24 protein-coding genes are annotated in these 20,705 nt (G+C 51.3%); 13 read left to right on the forward strand and 11 right to left on the reverse strand.

All coding sequences use genetic code 11. The features are described 5' to 3' along the window. Window position 1 precedes the first annotated feature (1 nt). The 9 genes from CR46_RS0115620 (at window position 2) to fliR (ending at window position 7,266) form a co-directional block, all read left to right on the forward strand. Complete coding sequence (locus tag CR46_RS0115620; protein ID WP_030074286.1) at window positions 2–1,774, forward strand: hypothetical protein; 1,773 nt, start codon at window positions 2–4, stop codon at window positions 1,772–1,774. Between the two features lie 31 nt (window positions 1,775–1,805). Continuing rightward, on the forward strand, window positions 1,806–2,687 hold the full coding sequence (locus CR46_RS18015) for a flagellar hook-length control protein FliK (protein ID WP_156963083.1): 882 nt from the start codon (window positions 1,806–1,808) through the stop codon (window positions 2,685–2,687). Window positions 2,688–2,881: 194 nt separating this feature from the next. After that, a complete protein-coding gene (gene fliL, locus CR46_RS0115630; RefSeq protein ID WP_030074288.1) occupies window positions 2,882–3,358 on the forward strand; it encodes a flagellar basal body-associated protein FliL in 477 nt (158 codons plus the stop codon). A gap of 21 nt (window positions 3,359–3,379) precedes the next feature. Next, the gene (gene fliM, locus CR46_RS0115635; RefSeq protein WP_030074289.1) at window positions 3,380–4,435 is read left to right on the forward strand and encodes a flagellar motor switch protein FliM; all 1,056 of its coding nucleotides are present in this window, start codon (window positions 3,380–3,382) and stop codon (window positions 4,433–4,435) included. After that, window positions 4,432–4,947, forward strand: coding sequence for a flagellar motor switch protein FliN (gene fliN / locus CR46_RS0115640; protein WP_030074290.1), 516 nt, complete (start codon window positions 4,432–4,434; stop codon window positions 4,945–4,947). The genes fliM and fliN overlap by 4 nt, the downstream gene beginning before the upstream one ends. Beyond that, complete coding sequence (gene fliO, locus CR46_RS0115645) at window positions 4,944–5,396, forward strand: flagellar biosynthetic protein FliO (protein ID WP_030074291.1); 453 nt, start codon at window positions 4,944–4,946, stop codon at window positions 5,394–5,396. The genes fliN and fliO overlap by 4 nt, the downstream gene beginning before the upstream one ends. Before the next feature lie 8 nt (window positions 5,397–5,404). Continuing rightward, window positions 5,405–6,172: a flagellar type III secretion system pore protein FliP gene (fliP, locus tag CR46_RS0115650; protein ID WP_030074292.1), complete on the forward strand. Its 768-nt coding sequence runs from the start codon at window positions 5,405–5,407 to the stop codon at window positions 6,170–6,172. Between the two features lie 28 nt (window positions 6,173–6,200). Next, window positions 6,201–6,470, forward strand: coding sequence for a flagellar biosynthesis protein FliQ (gene fliQ, locus CR46_RS0115655; protein WP_027958744.1), 270 nt, complete (start codon window positions 6,201–6,203; stop codon window positions 6,468–6,470). 4 nt (window positions 6,471–6,474) lie between these two features. Then, window positions 6,475–7,266, forward strand: coding sequence for a flagellar biosynthetic protein FliR (gene fliR / locus CR46_RS0115660; RefSeq protein ID WP_030074293.1), 792 nt, complete (start codon window positions 6,475–6,477; stop codon window positions 7,264–7,266). Window positions 7,267–7,277: 11 nt separating this feature from the next. On the opposite strand, the gene flgL is transcribed toward fliR, so the two are convergent. The 11 genes from flgL to flgB all read right to left on the reverse strand — a co-directional run bounded on the left by flgL (window position 7,278) and on the right by flgB (window position 17,835). Beyond that, window positions 7,278–8,531: a flagellar hook-associated protein FlgL gene (flgL, locus tag CR46_RS0115665; RefSeq protein WP_030074294.1), complete on the reverse strand. Its 1,254-nt coding sequence runs from the start codon at window positions 8,529–8,531 to the stop codon at window positions 7,278–7,280. 15 nt (window positions 8,532–8,546) lie between these two features. After that, window positions 8,547–10,205, reverse strand: a complete 1,659-nt coding sequence (gene flgK / locus CR46_RS0115670; RefSeq protein WP_030074295.1) for a flagellar hook-associated protein FlgK — start codon at window positions 10,203–10,205, stop codon at window positions 8,547–8,549. Between the two features lie 62 nt (window positions 10,206–10,267). Beyond that, complete coding sequence (gene flgJ / locus CR46_RS0115675; protein WP_030074296.1) at window positions 10,268–11,329, reverse strand: flagellar assembly peptidoglycan hydrolase FlgJ; 1,062 nt, start codon at window positions 11,327–11,329, stop codon at window positions 10,268–10,270. After that, window positions 11,329–12,456: a flagellar basal body P-ring protein FlgI gene (locus CR46_RS0115680; RefSeq protein ID WP_030074297.1), complete on the reverse strand. Its 1,128-nt coding sequence runs from the start codon at window positions 12,454–12,456 to the stop codon at window positions 11,329–11,331. The genes flgJ and CR46_RS0115680 overlap by 1 nt, the downstream gene beginning before the upstream one ends. A gap of 33 nt (window positions 12,457–12,489) precedes the next feature. Beyond that, entirely contained in the window at window positions 12,490–13,179 is a 690-nt protein-coding gene (locus CR46_RS0115685) for a flagellar basal body L-ring protein FlgH (RefSeq protein WP_030074298.1), read from the reverse strand. Between the two features lie 48 nt (window positions 13,180–13,227). Then, a complete protein-coding gene (gene flgG, locus CR46_RS0115690) occupies window positions 13,228–14,010 on the reverse strand; it encodes a flagellar basal-body rod protein FlgG (protein WP_030074299.1) in 783 nt (260 codons plus the stop codon). 30 nt (window positions 14,011–14,040) lie between these two features. Beyond that, window positions 14,041–14,799: a flagellar basal body rod protein FlgF gene (locus tag CR46_RS0115695; RefSeq protein ID WP_030074300.1), complete on the reverse strand. Its 759-nt coding sequence runs from the start codon at window positions 14,797–14,799 to the stop codon at window positions 14,041–14,043. Between the two features lie 42 nt (window positions 14,800–14,841). Continuing rightward, entirely contained in the window at window positions 14,842–16,197 is a 1,356-nt protein-coding gene (locus CR46_RS0115700) for a flagellar hook protein FlgE (protein ID WP_030074301.1), read from the reverse strand. A 75-nt stretch (window positions 16,198–16,272) separates the two neighbouring features. Beyond that, window positions 16,273–16,965 (reverse strand): flagellar hook assembly protein FlgD, encoded by a 693-nt coding sequence (locus tag CR46_RS0115705; protein ID WP_030074302.1) that lies wholly within the window; start codon window positions 16,963–16,965, stop codon window positions 16,273–16,275. A 2-nt stretch (window positions 16,966–16,967) separates the two neighbouring features. Next, window positions 16,968–17,378: a flagellar basal body rod protein FlgC gene (gene flgC, locus CR46_RS0115710; protein ID WP_030074303.1), complete on the reverse strand. Its 411-nt coding sequence runs from the start codon at window positions 17,376–17,378 to the stop codon at window positions 16,968–16,970. A gap of 25 nt (window positions 17,379–17,403) precedes the next feature. Beyond that, window positions 17,404–17,835 (reverse strand): flagellar basal body rod protein FlgB, encoded by a 432-nt coding sequence (gene flgB, locus CR46_RS0115715; protein WP_030074304.1) that lies wholly within the window; start codon window positions 17,833–17,835, stop codon window positions 17,404–17,406. Between the two features lie 194 nt (window positions 17,836–18,029). Here flgB and flgA point away from each other — a divergent pair, with 194 nt between their 5' ends. The 4 genes from flgA to CR46_RS0115735 all read left to right on the forward strand — a co-directional run bounded on the left by flgA (window position 18,030) and on the right by CR46_RS0115735 (window position 20,400). Further along, window positions 18,030–18,737: a flagellar basal body P-ring formation chaperone FlgA gene (gene flgA, locus CR46_RS0115720; RefSeq protein ID WP_030074305.1), complete on the forward strand. Its 708-nt coding sequence runs from the start codon at window positions 18,030–18,032 to the stop codon at window positions 18,735–18,737. 85 nt (window positions 18,738–18,822) lie between these two features. Continuing rightward, a complete protein-coding gene (flgM, locus tag CR46_RS0115725) occupies window positions 18,823–19,089 on the forward strand; it encodes a flagellar biosynthesis anti-sigma factor FlgM (RefSeq protein ID WP_030074306.1) in 267 nt (88 codons plus the stop codon). A gap of 10 nt (window positions 19,090–19,099) precedes the next feature. Further along, window positions 19,100–19,549 carry a flagella synthesis protein FlgN gene (locus CR46_RS0115730; RefSeq protein ID WP_030074307.1) on the forward strand — a complete coding sequence of 150 codons (450 nt, stop codon included), beginning with the start codon at window positions 19,100–19,102 and terminating at the stop codon, window positions 19,547–19,549. 98 nt (window positions 19,550–19,647) lie between these two features. Continuing rightward, entirely contained in the window at window positions 19,648–20,400 is a 753-nt protein-coding gene (locus CR46_RS0115735) for an SDR family NAD(P)-dependent oxidoreductase (protein WP_030074308.1), read from the forward strand. Window positions 20,401–20,705: the final 305 nt, after the last annotated feature.

Here is a 20,705-nt window from a genome sequence, read left to right on the forward strand (position 1 = left end):
TATGACTATTGAGCTATTGCTAACCATGCAGGGTCAGGGGGCGAGCGCGTCATCAAGCCACCCTGCCGCCTCTAGCTCCCCGCGTGCGACACATGGCATGTTCCTTCAGGCGTTGACCCAGGCTGCAACAAGCCAACATCAGGCACGCACGCCCACTAACGCTCAGGCAGAAAACACGTCAACCGTTCCATTGAGCGATATCGTTGACCAGATAGCATCTCTCGATAGTGAGCTGGATGGGGAAGCGTTGGCGAACGTAGTGGCAAACGTAGCAGCAAATGTCGTGGCGAATGTAAACGCACACAAACAGCCTGCTGATAACCGCGCCACTAGTATCGATACCCAGGCATCTAGCCAATCGCTAGACATAGCACCAGCAGCGCCAGAGCAAGCGCTGACATCTGAACACGCTTCCGCGTTACTGGCCAACGACAGCGCTGAGACCTCGACACCGATAACTATTGAAGAGGTCGCTGCGCGCTTAGCCCTTATCGCTTCGTATTCTGCGCCGTCACCGGTGCGCAACGAAGCGGTTTCCAGTGCCAGCACTAACAGTGCAGCGCCAAAAGCAGCCTCAAGCCTAGAAACGGCGACTACTCAAGCGTCGTCGGATAATCCTTCAGATAGCCATTCAGATAGCTATTCAGATAGCGTGAAGCCTGCTAACGCTTCACCTTTCGCAGCTTCTTTTTTTGAGCACACAGCACTACCAATGCACACGGCGTTAGCTGATCGCGCGTTAGCCACGGAGCCTACTCCACTGGCACGGACACAAGGTCAGAATCAGACTCAAACACTGAGCCCTAACCAGCTGCCGTCTGTGCCAACATCTTTTACGGCGGCAAATAGTGGCGCTTCCTCTGTAGCGCCACAGCCAGCAGCACAGGCAGCGGCTAATACTAGCTCGCCACCGGTGGCGTCTTCCACGACGAATCTTGCCACGCCTGAGGCACTGTCAGCAGCTGCGCCCAGTGCCAACGCCGCACCAGCCGCGCCGCCGTTGACTGCTAATGGCGGCACGACTAGCGCTACTATGCCTATCGTTACTATGCCTACCGTTACGATGACCAACGCTAGTACGGCCACCGCGCTGCAGGACACTCCCACCAGCGCTATCCCACGTGAGGTGCAGATAGCACTCACTGGCGAAAGCGCCGTGGCAAACGCACCGCAAGCGGCACAAGCGCTAACACAGGCCACAACACAGGCAGCAGCTAATACTGGTTCGCCACCGGTGGCGTCTTCCACGACGAATCTTGCCTCGCCTCAGGCACTGTCAGCAGCTGCGCCCAGTGCCAACGCCGCACCAGCCGCGCCGCCGTTGACTGCTAATGGCGGCACGACTAGCGCTACTATGCCTACCGTTCCTAGGCCCACCGTTACGATGACCAACGCTAGTACGGCCACCGCGTTGCAGGACACTCCTACCAGCGCTATCCCACGTGAGGTGCAGATAGCACTCACTGGCGAAAGCGCCGTGGCAAACGCACCGCAAGCGGCACAAGCGCTAACACAGGCCACAACACAGGCAGCAGCTAATACTGGTTCGCCACAGGTGGCGTCTTCCACAACGAATCTTGCCTCGCCTCAAGCACTGTCAGCAGCTGCGCCCAGTGCCAACGCCGCACCAGCCGCGCCGCCGTTGACTGCTAATGGCGGCACGACTAGCGCTACTATGCCTATCGTTACTATGCCTACCGTTACGATGACCAACGCTAGTACGGCCACCGCGCTGCAGGCTGCAAGACACTCCCACCAGCGCTATCCCACGTGAGGTGCAGATAGCACTCACTGGCGAAAGCGCCGTGGCAAACACACCGCAAGCGGCACAAGCGCTAACACAGGCCACAACACAGGCAACGGCTCATTTAGGCTCCTCATCGCTGGCCAGTGCCTTGGCAGCTGCAACACAGCAAACGGTTAGCAATACCTCTCTACGCCCAACCACACCAACTGCTAACGCGCGGTCTGCGGAAACAGTCAGCTCTCCAGCCAATGCCCCGACCTTAATAGCATCGCTGGAAACTATTCCAACCCAGCCGTTTACTACCATGCCACCAGGCATGCACGCGCTTTCTCCACTCAATACTGCACTCGCATCAGCACCTGCCATGAGCGCTGACGCGATGGTCGGTTTGCCTGCTGATGCAGAATCAGCGAATACAATCAACAGCACTAGCAAAGGCAGCGAGCAATCGTTGCCTACATCGCTAACTTCTCAACCTCAACCAATGCCTAACAGCCCAGCATCAGCCACGTTAAACACGCCGTTTACCAGTCCCGCATGGCCTTCTCAGCTAGGGCAACAGCTGATTCAATTTGCTCAGCGCGGTGGAGAGCATCAGGTTAAAATGCAGCTGCACCCTACCGAGTTAGGGCCTTTGTCGATCACTCTTAAGGTGACTGAACAGGGCACCCAAGCGCACTTTTTATCGTCACATGCCCCCGTTCGTCAGGCGATTGAGCAAGCTATTCCTCAATTGCGTGAAGCACTTGCTGAGCAGGGTATTTCACTAGGTGAAACCTCAGTAGGTGAGCAGCAAACTCCCAACGAGCAGGCCTTTGCTCAGCAAATGCCTAACCAAACCGCTGGTGATCGCCTCACTGAGTCAGGCGGCGAAAGCGTGCCACTTAAAGAGACAAGCACTCTCTCGTTGCAGGATGGTCGTGTCGATCTCTATGCCTAAAAAGCGCTATGTCTGAGAATCGCTATGCCCGAAATAAAGTGTTGGCATTCAGTATGACAACACTGACTATTACGGCATCACGTAACTAAACCAAAAGATAGGCTCATCCAATGAGCCTGTTCATTTCATCATTTGTAACAGCGTTAGGCATAATGCTTAGCGAGCGTTACGGGTGACATTGATGGGAACAGCAAATGGCAGAAGCAAGCAGCGGGTCTAAAAAACTGCTTTGGATAATGATTGTACTAGTACTGCTATCGTCGGCGGGTGCCGCGGCAGCAATCTATTTAGTGCTTGATCAACGTAGCGGAAGTGCTGAAAACGATGAAACACAGCAAAGCGTTGAACATGTACCGCCTGTTTTCACACGCATTGACCCGTTTACTGTCAATCTAGCCGATGACCGTTATGGCTCCCGCTTACTTTATACCGGCATTACGCTTCGGGTTGGCAACGAACAAAGCAAGACGATTATTGAAGAGCACATGCCCCAGGTACGTAGCCGCTTGCTTATCTTATTATCAGGCAAGCAAGCCGATGAATTAACGTCTACTGAGGGTAAAGAAGAGCTAGCTCAAGCTATTATCAGCCGCTTGAACGTTCCTCTTACCGAAAATCAGCCTCCCTTAGATTTACGGGAAGTGCTGTTTACCGAATTTATTGTGCAATAACCCCGGGAACTGGAGCCGTTCATGTCGCAGGACGATCTACTGTCCCAGGAAGAAATTGATGCCTTGCTAAAGGGCGTTAGTGGAGATGATGAGCCTGCCACTTCGTCATCATCTGCGCAGGATGAAAACCGCGTTCGTCCCTACGACCCAGCAACACAGCATAGGGTCATCCGTGAACGCTTACATGCATTAGATTTTATCAATGAACGTTTCGCTCGCTACTTCCGTAATGGCTTGTTTAATTTGATTCGTCGTAGTGCGGACATCACCGTTGAGTCGATGCGGTACCAAAGCTTTAGCGATTTTTCGCGTAACGTTCCGGTACCCACTAACTTAAACCTTGTATCAATGAAGCCGTTACGCGGATCAGCACTCGTTGTTTTTCCACCAAACTTGGTATTTATGGTGGTAGATAACCTGTTTGGTGGCGACGGTCGTTTTGTGACAAAGTCAGATGGTCGCGAGTTTACCAACACCGAACAGCGTATTATCCAGCGTCTGCTCAACTTGGCTATTGATGCCTACCAAGAAGCCTGGAAGGTAGTTTATCCCCTGGAAGCGTTCTTTTTACGCTCCGAAGTTCAGTCTAAGTTTGCCAACATCACCAACTCGCCCAACGAGATTGTGGTGAATACCAAATTTAATATCGAAGTGGGCAACCTATCGAGCAACTTTCAGATTTGCATGCCCTACGCCATGATTGAGCCGCTTAGGGATCTACTCGCCAACCCCATTAACGACAGTAACCATGATCATGACGGCACATGGTCACGGCGTATGGCGAGCGAGCTTCGTCAATCAGAAGTTGAGCTAGTCGCTGAGTTTGCACAAATACCCAGCCGCATTGCCCATGTAATGGGGCTAAAAAAGGGCGATGTATTGCCCATGGATATCCCCAACACAATCACCGCTCGTGTCGACGGTGTTCCGGTGATGGAGTGCGAGTACGGGAGCCAACAGCAGCAACGCGCATTACGCGTGCTACGTATGATCGACCATGCCGCTATGAACAACCTATCGTCCAAGGACTTTATTAAAGGTTCAACGCGACAGAAAGCCAAGGAACCCAAAGCATGACTGATCCAAACAACCCCGATCAAAAAGTCTCTGATGACGATTGGGCGGACGCCATGTCTGAGCAAGAAGAACCCACAAGTGCCGATGCCACAGGTGAGGAGGATCCTTGGGCAGCGGCGATGGCCGAGCAAGAAGCTGCGGAAGAGATCGATTCCTCAAGCAACGAGCCAGAGCAAGAAGCGCCTGTCGCTAAACCGGCAAGTGATGAAGTATTTCGCCCATTAACTGCTGAGAGTGGCCATTCTGAGTCTCGCGACTTGGAAATGATCATGGACATCCCGGTCAAGTTGACGGTGGAGTTAGGTCGTACAAAGCTGACCATCAAGCAACTCCTTGAACTTGCCCAGGGTTCGGTGATTGAGTTGGAAGGTCTCGCTGGCGAGCCTATGGATATTTTGATCAACGGCTATTTAATCGCCCAAGGGGAAGTCGTCGTGGTGGATGATAAATATGGCATCCGAATCACCGAGATTATCACTCCCTCTGAGCGCATTCATAAACTCAACCGATGAGCGCCGTACCCTCTTCTTCATCAAACTCTTCACTTGATGCCATAAGCGGCAGTGGTGATGCCTTAATAGGCATGGCAGCACTCGGCAAAACAGCAGCGTCACTCGCGCTGGTCATTGCCATTATTTTGCTGTGCACAGCGGTACTGAAACGCTGGCAAACCGCGCGTCATCAACACGGAGCCCACTTAAAAATTGTGGGTAACACTGCGGTAGGCAATCGCGAACGTATTGTCGTGGTTGAAATAGAGGATACCTGGCTGGTGGTCGGCGTGAGCAGTGGGCGGATAACCAAACTGCATGAACGACCTGCGCCGACTGACCGCCCTAACTCGCCCCCCCCCGAGGCGCCTTCGCGTTTTTCTCAGCGTTTAGCCCAGGCACTTGCCGGCCACCGGGGCAAACAGGATAGCCCGCCTTCTACCGCCCCCGATTCAAACCACACATCATGAGATACAAGATGCATGTCGCTTGGCCTGTTGGGCGGCGTTGGTGGCTAATACTTGCCGCTATCGCCTGCTGCTTATTTATTCTACCTGCTCACGCTCAACAGCTGCCTGGGCTGGTGTCTCAACCGTTGGATAATGGCGGCCAACAGTGGTCGCTGTCGTTACAAACGCTCCTGTTCTTAAGCTCTTTGGCCTTTTTGCCAGCCATGCTACTAATGATGACCAGTTTTACGCGCATCATTATTGTACTTAGCTTGCTGCGGACCGCCATGGGCACCCAGGCAACGCCACCGAACCAAGTTTTATTGGGTATCGCGTTGTTTTTGACGTTTTTTATTATGTCGCCTGTTTTAAACCAAGTGTATGACGCCGCTTGGCTGCCGCTCACGAATGAAACAATCAATTTTGAAGAGTTCTTACTGCGGGCTCAGCAACCGTTTCGAGAATTCATGCTCGCCCAAACCCGCGAGCCTGACTTAGCGCTATTTGTTCGCCTTGCCGATGTTGGCCCGATGCAAGGCCCCGAAGAGTTACCTATGCGGGTCTTACTACCCGCCTTCGTTACCAGTGAGCTTAAGACTGCGTTTCAGATTGGTTTTACGATTTTTATTCCTTTTCTGATTATTGATTTAGTCGTGGCGAGTACGCTAATGGCACTCGGTATGATGATGGTGCCACCAATCACAATTTCACTACCTTTTAAGCTCATGCTGTTTGTGTTGGTAGATGGCTGGCAGTTAATTATAGGCTCACTTGCAGAAAGCTTTTACATGATTTGAGCGTCGCGTTCAGCGGCCAGGAGTATCTATGACCCCGGAAATGGTGATGAGCATTGCTTACCAAGGTATGCGGGTAACGCTTTTGCTTGCAGGCCCCATGCTGCTGGCCGCCCTTTTCACTGGCCTAATCATTAGCTTGTTCCAGGCGGCCACCCAAATAAATGAAATGACGCTAACCTTTATTCCTAAAATATTAGCCGTCTTTGCCGTTCTGGTACTTGCTGGGCCCTGGCTAATTGGTTTGATCACCGACTTCACGCATCGCCTCTTCACTAATATCCCCAGCATGGTGATGTAACGCCATGGTGGAGGTGACATTCGCCCAGTTACAGGCGTGGTTAGTGGCGTTTCTTTGGCCGTTTACTCGCATTACTGCCTTTATGGCAGCCTCGCCCTTATGGGGCCACTCCAGCGTTCCGAATCAGGCTAAGGTGGCACTAGCGGCTATTATTGCCATTGTAATTGCCCCGATATTGCCTGCCATGCCTGACGTTCCCATCATGTCGTGGGCGAGCCTGGGCATCATGATTGAGCAGCTGTTGATAGGCGTTGCTATTGGCTTAGTCATGCATATTATTTTCGCCGTGGTTCAAGCTGCCGGCGAGTTTATCGGCTTACAGATGGGGTTGGCGTTTGCCAGTTTTTTCGATATGTCGAGCGGCACCAACATTATGGTGCTATCACGTATTCTTTATATGATTACGCTGTTGATGTTTCTTGCCTTGAATGGCCACCTGATGGTGTTAGAAACATTAATAATGAGCTTTGAAACACTGCCTATCGGCATTGGTGCCTTAAACCCGAATGCGTTTGAGCTGCTGGCACGCTATGCGGGAACTATTTTTGCCTCCGGCATGTTACTCGCGCTACCGCTGGTCGGCTCACTGTTAATCATTAACTTAGCGCTCGGCATCCTCAACCGTTCAGCACCACAATTGACGGTATTCAATATCGGCTTCCCTGCCTCATTAACCGTGGGACTAATTCTGTTGATGGTGCTAATGACCGATATTGGCCGTTTTTTACAGCACCTTTTTAGCCAAGGGCTCGCCTTTATGCAGAGCTTGATCGAAACGATGGCTCCCTTGGGCTAAGTCATAAACCACTACATATAATCGAATAGCGACATGCCGCGAATATCGACGAACGCTTTCTGAGCGGCCTGTAGTCCTACTTGCCGCAGGCTATATTCAGAAATCGCGTCGGCATAATCCAAATCGACTAAGTCAGACAGCGTTTGCTCATAGTTAAGCATTCGGTTGCCGCCTACCGCATCAACCACATCTAGTTCATTCAGCCGGGCACCCGCCGATGCACGAACGGTCAGTACGTTATCAAGGGCGTTATCAAGGTCGCGCATTGACGTGTTTAGTGTATTACGCAACGCGGCTTTATCCGTCGCACTTTGAGCTGGCGTTTCTAGTACGCTAATAGCCGCTTCCATGGTGCGAAACAGGTCAGCACCGCGCTGTTCACTGCCCGCTTGGGCGATCAGAATTTCATCATCAGGCTCAGCGCTGCCGGTTAGCGTGACATTAATACCACCAAAGCTAAGCTGCTGACCGTCGCCGACATATTCGCCACTGGCCACTGCGCTCGCCGCATCCTCTTGCCACGCACCTCCACTAAAGCGCTGTACGTGATAGCTGATGCCGCTGTCCAGCGACGTATCTTCTTTGAACACGACACGGTAGCTATCGCCATAGCCGGAAGCGTTAACGTCCGTCAGCTGGGGGCCGCTGAAAGTAACGCTTCCTTGATTCTCTGCATTGGCTTCAGCGATATAGCCGGCGCCACTGGGTACGCCCTGAAAAACGGTGACACCATTTTCAGCAACTGGCATCAAGCGGGAGGCATCAACACGCTGCTGGCGCACACTACTGTCACCGTTATACTCCACGCCGCCTTCCGCGGATTTTACAAATGGCGGCGCATTATCTTTGTAACCACCGAACAGGTAGCGACCATTACCATCGGTGGCATTCGCCTGCCCCAACATGGTTTCGTAGATACCTTTTAGCTCACTGGCAATGGACTCACGGTCCACATCACTAAGCGTATCGCTCGAGGCTTGGATTAATAGTGTTTTTGCACTAGTAACCGCATCACTGACGCTGTTCAGAATGCTCTCTGTCTGCGATAGCGAATTGCGTGCCGTCACCCGAGCATCGGCAAACTGTTGGGTCATCGCTTTGGATTGATCAACGCCCACGGCACGCGACGCAGCTTGGGGGTCATCAGAAGGATTAACCACGCGACGACCGCTGGCAATCTGTTGACTAACTTTTAAGAAATCACTTTGCTGACGGTTAATAGAAGCCGTGCTCTGCTCAAACATGGTGACCGTGCTGATACGCATCGCCTAAGCTCCTTATTAATTCCGCAGGTTCAAAATGGTGTCCATCATCGCGCCTGCGGTATCAATCACACGCGCATTCGCTTGGTAATACTGTTGGTAGCGAATCAGGTTAGCTGCTTCTTCATCAAGGTTAACGCCCGACTCAGATTGCTGAACGGCTTTCAATTGATCGGTTAACCCTTGGCGTGCATCTAAGTTCACCTGCGTAATATTAGTACGGTTACCCACATCGCTGACAATCACGCCATACGCGCCACTCACCGATGCGCTACCTCCCACAATGGGTTTTTGCTGTAGGTCCTGTAACGCCAAGGCATTGCGGTTATCACCAGCGCCCGCCGTTACCCAATCCTCAGGATTGTCTTCAGGGTTTGATGGCTTACCCGCTGCGATACGGTCTAGGTCATTGACCGCCACATTCATATCGCTAGCACCACGGCGTACTGGTTGCACTTCAAACCGGTCGCCATTGGCAGGTGTGTTGCTAAACGTGAGAGCGACTCCACCAAACGTCAGCGCGCCGGTTCCCGCATTCCAGTCAACATCGTCTACCGTCTCGCCGTTATCGTTGCGCGTTACCGTTGGCGTATTGCCTTCAAAACGAACGGTATAATCTGTTGCGCGAAGCTGATCTAGCGTGTCGATATCAAACTCAGCAGACTCAACGATGGCAACACCGCTGTTATCATCATGGCTGATCGTCTGAGGTGATCGTACAGTGAAGAAGTCTCCCCCTTGCTCACCATTCAGGTCGACCCCCTGCTTGTGCTGCTCATTAAACGCCACAGAAAGTGACACTGCCAGTTGGCCAATTTGATTCTGCGTTTTATCCAGAGTTTCTGAGCGAAACGTCATTAAACCACCCAACGCACCGCCTTTAATCGTTGACTCTTCCAGCTGAGTCACTTTTCCTTGGCCATCGCGATAGCCCACCACCGTTCGCTGTGGATCAGCCTCAGAAGGTATGGCTTCCAGCCTAAACGCATTGGTACCTGTTACCAGCGGCTGACCGTTTGGTAGGCTGAGATTGTAGCTTTTTCCATCTTGGATATTTAAACGTATATCCATGCGCTCATTAAGTTCAGAAATAAAATGATCGCGCTGGTTTAAAAGGCTATTTGGGGCTTCTCCACTGCGAGCACGAGCCAGAGCAATCTCACGATTTAGTCCAGCAATTTGCTCTACGGTGTTATTGACCTGGGTAATTTCGTCCCTAATCTGACTATTAACGTTGCTCTGCATGTCTTGCAGGTAACCATCAAAGGAACGGAACTGAGCGCTAAGTGTATTGGCATTACCTACGACCCCTTGGCGGGCCGCTGGGTCCGATGGTGCGCCGGCTAAATCTTCTAGCGATGAGAAAAACGACTGCATCAATGGCGACAAACCCGCTTCACGATCCGCGAGCAAGTTATCAATTTGGGTCACTTGGTTATTGTAAGTGTTCAACGCACTTGATTGCGTTTTGGCGTTGTTAAGCTGGTTCGAGACATAGGTATTGAATTGGCGTTCGATACTGTCAACTTTAACGCCGCCCCCAACCGGCCCTTGGCCAAGCTGAGCCAGCTCACGGTTATACCCAGGCGTATAAACGTTACTGATATTGTTGCTGGTAGTACTGAGGGCATTCTGCGCCGCATTGAGGCCGCTTAAGCCGATTGAAAACATGCTCATGGTCAATTCCTTAGGCCGATAACAAGTCTATCGGCAGTGCGCAGAAAAACTTGAATCGTGCGTTAGCGGGAATCTGCAAGAAAATCGCGTCCTGGTGCAATCGGCCCCATGGTATTCATAACGGCGACCAGTTTGTCAGCGTATTGGGGGTCCGTCGCATAACCGCCTCGTTGTAACTCGTGAGCGGCTTGATGCGCATCAGCGGCCTGGACTACGCCCGCGTAACGAGGGTTATTGCCAATCAAATTGGCATAGTCGGTAAACGCATGTTCAAACGAATCATACACGCGGAAAGAGTCCACAATTTGAGTTCGACGGCCGTTAATGTATTCATGAGTCACGATATCGGTCGTCTTGCCTTGCCAGTGGCTGCCCGCTTTAATACCAAACAAATTGTGGCTATTACCACCGTGTTGGGTGGCAATTTCATGGCGTCCCCAGCCTGTTTCCAGTGCTGCTTGTGCCAAAATAAGCTCAGCCGGAACGCCGGTGGCATGACTTGCCGCCTGAGCTGGAGCCGCTAATGTCGTTAAGAAGCGCTGAACGTGATCAGGCGCATGGCTGAAACTAGCAGGTGTCGCGGCGGACGTAGGCGTAGCAGAGGAGAGCGCTGTAGAGGACGTGCTGGTATTGCTCACCTCAGCGGCTGACCGTTGGCTTATCGCGTCTAGCTCAGCTAAGAAGCGTCCATTACCCGGCTCGGGGGCATAACCATGATTAGTCGGCTGCAGCGGATCATCCAGCACTTTAGGAGTACCACGGGGTATCCCAGCAATTAACGCCTGTAGTTCTTGATCGCCACCCTCTACCTTATTATTGACGACGCCCTGGCGCTGCAGCTGCTCTACTAGCATATCCGCCAACCCCATGCCTTTCGATGAGATGACTTGCGACCACTGTTGATCCAGCATCTGCTGATAGGTATCGGTGGTTGAACTACTCAACAAACCAGAAGAGGGAGTGGCATCGCGCATGCTTTTCATCATCATCTGCACAAAGAGCGCTTCAAACTGCTGCGCAGCACCATGAACACCGGCATCAGGGTTCATCCGAGCGTTATGCTGCAAGCGCTGGAAGCCATTCATATCCAGCGCAAATTGGCTGGTCATATCGCCAATGCTCATTAAATAACCTCAAGCTCTGCGCGAAGCGATCCGGAGGCCTTCAACGCTTCAAGAATCGACATTAAATCTTGGGGGGTGGCTCCTAAGGCATTGAGCGCATTAACCACTTCGTTCAACTGGGCGCCTTCTACAATTTGTAGAAAGGCTTCCTGCTGCTCAATTTCAATATCTGTATCAGGTACCACTACTGTTTCGCCTTCACCAAAAGGAGCTGGCTGGCTAACCCCGAACTGGGTGTCAATCATAATAGATAAATTACCGTGGGCGACCGCTGCTTGGCGAAGGGTCACCGCGCTATTCATCACTACGGAGCCGGTACGGGCATTGAGCACCACGCGCGCGGGAGCATCCATCGGCGTTACCTGGACATTTTCTACCCGCGCCATAAAGTTAACGCGGGCATTGTCATCCATAGGACCATCAAGTGCGATCACCCGTCCATTGCGCGCATAGGCTACCGATTGACCAAATTCATTATTAATCGCCGTGACCATGCGCTGGACCGTGCCAAAATCTGACTCGTTAAGCTGTAATTCTAACCGTCCACCGTTACCGCCGAGATTTAAAGGCACTTCCCGCTCAACCAACGCGCCGTTAGGAATACGGCCGGATGCTTGCTGATTGATCTGCACACTACTGCCGCCTGCTTGAGCACCCGCACCGCCCACCAGCATATTGCCTTGGGCAATGGCATAGGTATCGCCATCAGCACCTTTTAGAGGGGTCATCAACAGCGTTCCACCACGTAAGCTACGGGCATTGGCAATCGAAGATACAACGATATCCAAGCGCTGGCCTGGGCGTGAAAACGGCGGTAAGTCAGCAGTGACCATGACAGCAGCAACGTTGCGAAGCTGCAAGTTAGTGCCAGCCGGCACCGTAACGCCTAACTGCGAGAGCATGTTCGTTAAACTTTGGCTAGTAAACGGTGCCTGGGTAGTTTGGTCACCAGTGCTATCTAGCCCCACGACCAAACCGTATCCAACCAGCTGGTTGTCGCGCACCCCGGCAAAGCTTGATAATTCTCGTACTCGTTCCGCCGCTGCTGGCATGGCCAGTAAACAACTCGTTGTCACTACAGCCACATAGCGTAGCCAGCGTTTAACATCACGATAACGGTTTACCATGCTAGGTCTCTTTTCGCGGGCCGAATAACTCACTTAAAACGGCGATACATTTAAGAAAAAGCGTTGCAACCAGCCCATGTGCTGCGCTTCGTTTATATAGCCATCGCCGACATACTCAATTCTTGCATCTGCCACTTGGGTCGAAGGCACGGTGTTTTGCGCGGTAATTGTGCGTGGATTAACCACCCCAGAGAAACGAATGAATTCTGTTCCCTGGTTAATCGCTATCTGTTTTTCACCGCGTACCCGTAAGTTACCGTTATTCATCACTTCTAATACCGATACGGTGATGGTGCCCGTAAAGGTATTATTGGCCTGGGAACCGCCGCCACCAGCAAAGTCACTTGCCCCCGACACATCGAAACCATACTCGGCCAACGTATCCAGCACATCAGGCAACTGCGCAAGCTCTAAGCTGGCATTGCCTGCACGATTAGCGTTGGACTGAGCATTTTTGCTAGCGCTTACCTCTTCATCAAGTACGATAGTCAAAATATCGCCAATAGATCGCGGGCGGCGATCTTCAAATAGCGGCTGGTAACCCCGGCGTGCTTGATAAATGGAGCCATTAGCAATCGGCGGCGGCCGATCGACAATACTAATCTGCTCTTGCTCACCCACTACCGAGGCACGCGGAATTTGTGCACAACCGGCCGCTACTAAGATAAAAAGAGTAAGACTAACTAACGTAAAAAGACGTAAAGCAGCGTGTAAATCCAACATATTGGGACCTGTTAGTAAGCCCTATTCATCAATAGCTCATCAATAACATTAGAGCTGGCTCAAACGCGCTAACATCTCGTCGCTGGTTGATACCGCTTTACTATTAATTTCGTAGGCGCGTTGGGTTTGGATCATATTGACCATCTCCTCAACTACGTTCACGTTGGAGGTTTCAACATAACCTTGGAATAACCTGCCAGCACCGTTATTGCCGGGGGCATTTTGGTTAGGCGCGCCCGATGCACCGGTTTCTAAGTACAAGTTACCGCCAACACTCTCTAGGCCTGCTGGATTGATAAACGACGCCACGTTGATCTGACCAATATCGGCATCTTGCGCAATACCTGGTTGGCGCACACTAACAGTGCCGTCCTCACCAATGGAGACCGACAGCGCGTTTGCGGGAACAAAAATGGCAGGCTCAAGTGGGTAACCATTAGCAGTGACCATTTGGCCGTTTTCATTCAGCTGAAAACTACCATCCCGCGTGTAGCCCACGGTGCCATCAGGTAGCAGCACTTGAAAAAAGCCGTCGCCATTAATCGCCAGATCGCGAGAATTCCCGGTTTCCTCAAGGCCGCCTTGGGTATGCAGGCGCTCCGTAGCCACCGCACGCACACCGGTGCCTATTTGCATACCAGAAGGCAAACGATCCTGAATATTATTTTGCGCGCCAGGCTGGCGCATATTTTGATAGAGCAGATCTTCAAACACCGGACGTGAGCGTTTAAAGCCGTTCGTGCTTACGTTTGCTAGGTTATTCGAGAGTACATCTAACTTTGTTTGCTGAGCCTCTAGCCCCGTCTTAGCGGTCCACAAGGATTTAATCATTATCGTGTTCCCTCAACTGACAGACTGCCATCAGCCCTGAATAGATAGAATACTGTTAGCTCGCTGAGCGTTTTCGTCCGCTGTGCTAAGCATTTTCATTTGCATGTCATAACGCCGTGAAGCGTCAATCATAGACACCATGGCATCAACGGCACTGACGTTACTGCCCTCTAGTGCGCCACTGACAATTCGGGCGCCTTCATCACCTGGCAGCACCGCAGCAAAACCTTCTTCATTCAGTGGCCCACGAAATAGGCCATCTTCACCTCGCGTTAATGCCTGCGCTTCAGGTGTTACCAGCTTGATCCGGCCGACATCTACTAATGCCTCTGGTCCCTCTCCCTGTGGAATAGCGCTAATGGTGCCATCCGCGCCAATGAATACTTCTGCGCCTTGTGGTAATGCAATAGGCCCACCTTCGCCCATCACAGGGCGCCCAACACTGAGCAGTACGCCGTCACTGTCCAGCTGTAGGTCGCCGCGCCGCGTGTATGTTTCGGTGCCATCGTCTGCGAGTACCGCCATCCAGGCATCATCCTGCATAGCGATATCAAGCATTCGTCCTGTGCGTTCAATAGGGCCCTGCGAGAAGTCAGTGCCTGGGGTAGTGGTCACTGCCGATACCCGCGTATCAAGCAGCCCTGCGCCTTCCACTGGCACCGAGCGTGCCGCTTGTAGCTGAGCGCGAAAACCCGCAGTGGATACGTTCGACAGATTGTTACTTATCACTGCCTGCTGATCCATCGTGTGTTTAGCACCGCTCATGGCGGTATATAGCATACGATCCACAACTGACTCCTTAGCGCAGCATTACGCCATTATCACGAATGACTACAGGTTAATAATGGTCTGCAGGAGCTCGTCCTGGGTGCTGATGGTATTGGAGTTAGCCTGATAAGAGCGCTGCGCCACAATGGTATCTACCAGCTCACTGGCTAAGTCGACGTTAGATGCTTCTACCGCTTCTGCTTGGATCTGCCCCAGACGACCGGTGCCCGGTGCCCCTAAATTTTCCAAACCAGAGGTGTTCGTCGCCGCCCACAAGTTGTTACCTAGTGGCTGAAGGCCTTCTTCATTACGGAAACTGGCTAGCGCAATCTGGCCCGCGGCACGGGTTTCACCGTTGGTGAAATTACGCTGAATAACGCCTGTTTCAGTGACGGTAATACCGGCCAGTGCACCAGAGGTAAAGCCATCCTGGTTCAGCTCTTTTTGCAGTGAGTCGGCGGCAAACTGAGTAGAGCCATTAAACTTAAACTGGATATCCAGAGCGGCTGCATCGACGCCACCGGGGATGCCACCAATAGTGACGCGAGTTTCATCTGTTTCTGGATCTTCAATTACAACTGCACCTCCCCCTAGGTTGGCATTCTCCCCAATACCCGTAACAACGCCATCCGCATTAGTTCGCAATCTACCGCTTTCGGTAAAGTCCAATGTAAAGCTGCCTCTGGTTACCCCGTTAGTGACGGCAGTCACATTCCATTGATTACTATTGTCACCCACCCTTTCGAAATAGGTAGCAACATTAACCGCATTCCCCAAAGAGTCATAAGAAGTGAAGTTATTGGAAAAATGATAGTTCAATGGTGTGACGACAGGAGGGTTAGCCTCTGCGTCAGCATCACTTTCTGAAATTTCAACAGTATTTAAATCTTGGCCACTGACTACCCTGGCATCCAGGTTTAATAGCGCATTCACTTCGGTGGTGGCTTTGGCTGGAATATCATCAACGGGCACATTTAATGCCTGCGGGGCGCCGCCTACCAATACGTTTGAGAAAGGGAACGCCTGCTGGTCATCGGTATCTACAGTAATGCCGCGATCCATACCGTAACCCATCAAACGATCGCCCTGGGCGTTAACGATATCGCCAGCAGCAGTGATGCCGAACTCGCCGTTACGTGAATAACCTACTTCGCCAGTTGAGCGCTCAAGACGGTAAAAGCCTTCTCCGGAAATCGCTAAGTCCAGATTACGGCCAGTACTTTCGATACTGCCTTGGGTAAAGTTCTGGCGCACATCGGATACTTGCACACCAATGCCGCGTGAGGCCGCAAACACATCAGCAAACAAAACGTCAGAACGCTTGTAGCCCACCGTTTGCGAGTTGGCGATGTTGTTACCCGCCGAGTTTAGCTTCTCTGATTGCGCGTTTAGACCAGCGATAGCCGTTGTAAATGACATAATACTTTCCTCATCAAAACGTCTTTTTCATTAAGACGTTCTTACTGTAAAAACGTCGTTCTACTTGAAGGTTGCTCAAAGAATCTGTTTGACCTGATCAAGCTGAACCTGTCCGTAAATAGCCCCTAAATCCAGCCGAACATTTCCGTTACCATCGTTAGGCGTCACACTATTAACAACGGCATAGTTCAATGCCGTTGAGCTTAGCGCTTCACCTTCAGCATCTAGAGCTTCAAGTTGAACTGTATAACGACCATTGGCAGCTGCTTCACCCTGCTCGTTTTTACCGTCCCACTGGAAAGACTGCACGCCGGCCTCTACCGCACCCAAGTTATAGCGCCTGATGACCTCGCCGCCCTGCCCCACAATCACAGCGTTAAGTGCGTTCGCAGGCTTAGCAAGCTCAATACCAAAGGGCGTTGTGTAGGGTTTTCCTTCACTGTCTTGCTCTAACATGACCTTGTTACCAGGTACCATCACGCCTTGGCCAATCAAACCACTTGCCTGCAGTGCTTGGTTGGCATCCATTTGGCTTGTGATGCTTTGCAAAGTGGTATTTAACTGCTCAATCCCACTCACCGTGTTAATTTGCGCAATCTGAGAGGTCATCTCCGCATTTTCCATAGGGTTCAGCGGATCTTGGTTCTGCAGCTGGGTAATCAGTAACGTCAGAAAACTACTACGCAGCTCATCTGATGCACTTTGCTTTAACTGGGCACCGCCGCCGCCATTAATTGTCGAAAGTGTTGTCGGGTCGATTGTACTCATGACTATCCCTCTCCCAGCGATAGCGTCTGCACCATCATCTGCTTCGTTGTGTTGAACACTTCTACGTTGGCTTGATAGGAGCGTGATGCCGAGATCATATTGACCATTTCATGCACGGGTTCAACATTGGGCTTGGCGACGTACCCTTCTTCGTCGGCAGCAGGGTGGTTAGGCATATATTCCAAACGTAGCGGAGAGTCATCTTCAACCACTTCATTGACACGTACGCCACCGACGCCATATCGATTATTATGTGCCTGGGTTTCAAACATCACGTGTTTGGCCCGATAGGTCTCGCCATCAGGTCCCGCAACGCTGTCGGCATTGGCCATATTGCTAGCAGTAACATTCATACGCTGCGCTTGAGCGCTCATCGCCGAACTAGCAATATCAAAGGCTGAAAACATCGACATAAATTACTTTTCTCCTACCGCTAAATTATTCCGGCTGCATCGCGTTTTTCAGGCCCTGAATTCGGCGATTCATAATAGTTAGCGCAGCTTGGTAACGAACGGCATTGTCTGCAAACTGTGTCCGCTCACGATCCATATCAACCGTATTACCATCAAGGCTAGGTTGATCAGGGACACGATAAAGCAGCTCTGCACTGCCTGCACCACGCCAAGCAGGCCCTTCCCCTTGCAGATGACGATCTGAGGTTCGTGCGAGCGTTAGCGCGCCATTTTGTTGCTGCTGTGGCTGGCTACCCGCTACGGCCTTCTTTAGCTCACTGGCAAAATCAAGATCGCGCGCTTTATAGTTAGGCGTATCAGCGTTAGCAATATTGGCTGCCAGCACATCGTGACGAGCTTGACGCAGCCCCAGCGCCTGCTGGTGATAATTAAAGGCAGATTCAAGTTGATCAATCATGCCGGTCCTCGTTCGCTGAGAGGCAACATACAGTGGATATTATTGATGATGAATAATAGGCTTCGACTCGTCAGCCTAAAGCATGGAACAGCTGCCGTTTACACCAGCATTTCATATGATGCACAGACTACTTTTGCACTACACTTCACGGCTGATGCTTATCATCCGCCTCCTTTCGATTGAGCGACTCACCCATGCCCCATCCGCTGCAATACTGCTTGGCGATACTTAAGCAACTACTTTTATTATTGTTGTTCAGTCTTTGCCTTTCATTGCAGGCACATGCCAGCAATGACCTGCTAATGGATACCGTTCAACAATTTCTTTACCAAGAATCCCAAGCACTTGGGCAAGAGGTGATGATCGACATCACGCCTCCTTCTCCTCATTTACCTACTTGTGTTTCGCCCGAACCCTTCTTTCCAAATGCCAATCACCCCCCTCTCGGGCGCGTGTCAGTTGGCGTACGCTGCGGCGAAAATCGGCGTCAAGTGCGGTATATACAGGCACAGATTGATATTATCGGTAGCTACGCCGTGGCTGGGCAGGATATTGATAGAGGCACACTTATTACGGGTGATATGCTGACATTACGAGAAGGCAATCTTGGAGATCTTGCTTCCCAAGCACTTACTGACCAAAACGACATTGTTGGCATGGTCGCGCAGCGTCCTATTCGTAGCGGCAGTACTTTCCAGTCCCATTACCTTCAAGCGCCTCAAGTGGTGAAACGAGGGCAGCGTGTCACTGTCATAGCAGAAGGCGCAGGTTTTCGAGTGTCACGCGAAGGAGAGGCCTTGTCTGATGGTGCACAAGGCGAACGTATACGCGTGCGCTTTGATACGCGGGAATTAGTCACTGCGCGCGTCATTGGCCAAGGTACATTGGTGATAGATTTTTGATTCAAACACTAAAGTCCTTACTACTCGGGCCGATAATAAGTTATATAGCGCATGCCGCACCAACGTTGACGATGAGGCAAACAACGTGAAAATTGATAATATTAATCCGTTGCTACGTTCTAATCAGGCGCAGCAACGTGAGGAAGCCCCAAAGATAAGTGGCAGCAAGCCAACTGAAGCGGACAGTGCTACACGTTCAGCAACGCATCTTAGCCAAGCGCATATTGATAGTTCGCAGGATATTGATACAGCGAAGGTCGAAGAAATTCGCGAAGCTATTCGTGAAGGAAAACTCGACATTCGTGCGGACCGGATCGCTGATGGCTTAATTGCCAATTTAAAAGAGTTATAAGCGGACTATTATGGGCCTTACACGACTGCTTTCAGACCAGCTACAACGTCTTGATGACTTAGTACTATTGCTCTCTGATGAACAAGCAGAGCTTACTAAAGGCAGCATTGACGGTGATGCTCTCAATACTATTGCTCTGAAAAAACAGGCGCTGCTAGTTGAGCTAGAGCGCATCGAAACACTGCGCCGCAGCGTGCAAACGAAGCTTGGCTATGCAGATGGTACCCAGGGTGCCAGACAAGCGGCTAACGATGCAGGCTGTTTAAGCACATGGGAAAGCCTGCTCGAAAAAAGCGAACGTGTCTCACGAATGAATGCGCTTACGGGTCAAATGCTATCGCTAAGAATGAAGCACAACCAAGAGATGCTGAACTACATTCGACAAATCGCTGAAAAAACCCTTTATAAGCCAAACGGGCGCAATAATGCCCAACCAGGCCGCATCAACGCATCCGCTTAATAGTTAGATCTATTCTTAGTATTTACAAACATTCATAGACAAAACTTATACAAAAAGCTTCAATGTGGACATTAGTATTCACATTTGGAGCCGAACTGATGCTAGCCCACCTTCCAGAAAACTTCACTGCGGTTGTTATCGGTGCTAATGGCGGTATAGGCAACGCTGTTATTCGGACATTACTTACTGATACACATGTGGGAAAGGTCGTAGCGGTAAGCCGTTCGCCTCTTTCTTTTCAGGATTCGCCGATTCCACACTCCATAGAAACAGTTCATGCCGATATCACTACAGAAACAGGACGCAAAGCGCTTTGCGAACAGTTAAACAAACGCCCCGTACACTTGCTCTTCAATGCTATTGGCACACTGCATGATGATACGCGTAATGTGCAACCTGAAAAGCGTTTAGAGCAGCTAGATGAGTCATCATTTGCTCACGTTATGCATGTTAATGCAGCCACTCCCGCCCTACTAATTGCTGCACTTAAATCATCACTACAAGGCAAACACCCATCTATCATTGCCAGCTTGTCGGCACGCGTTGGATCCATTGGCGATAACGGTCACGGCGGCTGGTACAGTTACCGTGCCAGTAAAGCAGCGCATAACATGTTAATGAAGACCATCTCAATCGAGCTGACACGATCAAATAAGCAATCTATTGTGTTATGTCTGCACCCAGGCACCACGGACACATCGCTCTCGAAGCCTTTCCAAGCTCGGGTACCCAGCGAGAAGTTATTTACGCCAGACTTCGTTGCCCAGCAGCTTCTGTCCGTTATTTCCAAACGCACACCAGAGGATACTGGCAGTTTTTGGGATTGGGCTGGCGAACCCATCGAATGGTAAATCTCAGGCAAAAAATTCCCCAAAGGCGCAAGCCTTACGGGGATTTTCGTACAAGCGCCTGACGATAACTCGCCCCAGCCCTCCGAGCCGCTCTTGTCATTCCCGCAGGCCCTTAGCGGGAATCCATGTTGAGTTGGGGTTTTGGGCTGCTGCAAGCCAAGGTCAAGGTGGATTCCCGATAACCTCACTCGGGAATGACGGTGCAGTGACTCGGCAATGACGTACGGTGCACGCGTCGGGAGGGGGCCACGTTGTTAGAGAGGGCTAGGGGTGTTTTTTCTTTCTGAACGCAAAAAACCCAGCCG

This window comes from Vreelandella neptunia (assembly GCF_000712975.1).
Classification (GTDB): Bacteria; Pseudomonadota; Gammaproteobacteria; order Pseudomonadales; family Halomonadaceae; genus Vreelandella; species Vreelandella qaidamensis.

What these genes read in the sequence shown, in the direction of transcription:
- CR46_RS0115620 (WP_030074286.1), top strand. Translation starts at nt 2, where the DNA reads ATGACTATTGAGCTATTGCTAACCATGCAGGGTCAGGGGGCGAGCGCG.
- fliL (WP_030074288.1), top strand. Translation starts at nt 2,882, where the DNA reads ATGGCAGAAGCAAGCAGCGGGTCTAAAAAACTGCTTTGGATAATGATT.
- fliM (WP_030074289.1), top strand. Translation starts at nt 3,380, where the DNA reads ATGTCGCAGGACGATCTACTGTCCCAGGAAGAAATTGATGCCTTGCTA.
- fliN (WP_030074290.1), top strand. Translation starts at nt 4,432, where the DNA reads ATGACTGATCCAAACAACCCCGATCAAAAAGTCTCTGATGACGATTGG.
- fliO (WP_030074291.1), top strand. Translation starts at nt 4,944, where the DNA reads ATGAGCGCCGTACCCTCTTCTTCATCAAACTCTTCACTTGATGCCATA.
- fliP (WP_030074292.1), top strand. Translation starts at nt 5,405, where the DNA reads ATGCATGTCGCTTGGCCTGTTGGGCGGCGTTGGTGGCTAATACTTGCC.
- fliQ (WP_027958744.1), top strand. Translation starts at nt 6,201, where the DNA reads ATGACCCCGGAAATGGTGATGAGCATTGCTTACCAAGGTATGCGGGTA.
- fliR (WP_030074293.1), top strand. Translation starts at nt 6,475, where the DNA reads ATGGTGGAGGTGACATTCGCCCAGTTACAGGCGTGGTTAGTGGCGTTT.
- flgL (WP_030074294.1), bottom strand. Translation starts at nt 8,531, where the DNA reads ATGCGTATCAGCACGGTCACCATGTTTGAGCAGAGCACGGCTTCTATT.
- flgK (WP_030074295.1), bottom strand. Translation starts at nt 10,205, where the DNA reads ATGAGCATGTTTTCAATCGGCTTAAGCGGCCTCAATGCGGCGCAGAAT.
- flgJ (WP_030074296.1), bottom strand. Translation starts at nt 11,329, where the DNA reads ATGAGCATTGGCGATATGACCAGCCAATTTGCGCTGGATATGAATGGC.
- CR46_RS0115680 (WP_030074297.1), bottom strand. Translation starts at nt 12,456, where the DNA reads ATGGTAAACCGTTATCGTGATGTTAAACGCTGGCTACGCTATGTGGCT.
- CR46_RS0115685 (WP_030074298.1), bottom strand. Translation starts at nt 13,179, where the DNA reads ATGTTGGATTTACACGCTGCTTTACGTCTTTTTACGTTAGTTAGTCTT.
- flgG (WP_030074299.1), bottom strand. Translation starts at nt 14,010, where the DNA reads ATGATTAAATCCTTGTGGACCGCTAAGACGGGGCTAGAGGCTCAGCAA.
- CR46_RS0115700 (WP_030074301.1), bottom strand. Translation starts at nt 16,197, where the DNA reads ATGTCATTTACAACGGCTATCGCTGGTCTAAACGCGCAATCAGAGAAG.
- CR46_RS0115705 (WP_030074302.1), bottom strand. Translation starts at nt 16,965, where the DNA reads ATGAGTACAATCGACCCGACAACACTTTCGACAATTAATGGCGGCGGC.
- flgC (WP_030074303.1), bottom strand. Translation starts at nt 17,378, where the DNA reads ATGTCGATGTTTTCAGCCTTTGATATTGCTAGTTCGGCGATGAGCGCT.
- flgB (WP_030074304.1), bottom strand. Translation starts at nt 17,835, where the DNA reads ATGATTGATCAACTTGAATCTGCCTTTAATTATCACCAGCAGGCGCTG.
- flgA (WP_030074305.1), top strand. Translation starts at nt 18,030, where the DNA reads ATGCCCCATCCGCTGCAATACTGCTTGGCGATACTTAAGCAACTACTT.
- CR46_RS0115730 (WP_030074307.1), top strand. Translation starts at nt 19,100, where the DNA reads ATGGGCCTTACACGACTGCTTTCAGACCAGCTACAACGTCTTGATGAC.
- CR46_RS0115735 (WP_030074308.1), top strand. Translation starts at nt 19,648, where the DNA reads ATGCTAGCCCACCTTCCAGAAAACTTCACTGCGGTTGTTATCGGTGCT.